Genomic DNA, 229 nt, shown 5'->3' with positions numbered 1-229 from the left:
ATCCAGTACCGGCTCATATCGATGAGCGAGCTTGCTTCGAGCAGATTGACTTGGCAAAAGACGTCGATGGTGTGACCTGTCTTGGCTTTGGTCGTATGGCAATGCAGCAGTCCGCTTATGGCTCATGTACCCCGCAAGGTATCATGCATTTACTAGAGCATCATAATGTTGAGCTGGCTGGTTTGGAGGCCGTGGTAGTAGGTCGTAGTGCCATCTTGGGTAAACCAAT

The 229-nt window shown here is 50.2% G+C and carries 1 pseudogene; it reads left to right on the top strand.

Annotation, left to right across the window (positions count from 1 at the left end):
- Nucleotides 1–229, top strand: a pseudogene (locus AAEY75_RS17495) (bifunctional 5,10-methylene-tetrahydrofolate dehydrogenase/5,10-methylene-tetrahydrofolate cyclohydrolase); the annotation flags it as partial.

The organism is Psychrobacter sp. TB55-MNA-CIBAN-0194, from assembly GCF_040309505.1.
GTDB classification, from domain to species: domain Bacteria; phylum Pseudomonadota; class Gammaproteobacteria; order Pseudomonadales; family Moraxellaceae; genus Psychrobacter; species Psychrobacter fozii.
The sequence above is the reverse complement of the archived record's forward strand: the minus strand, read 5'-3'. Positions and strand labels throughout refer to the sequence as shown.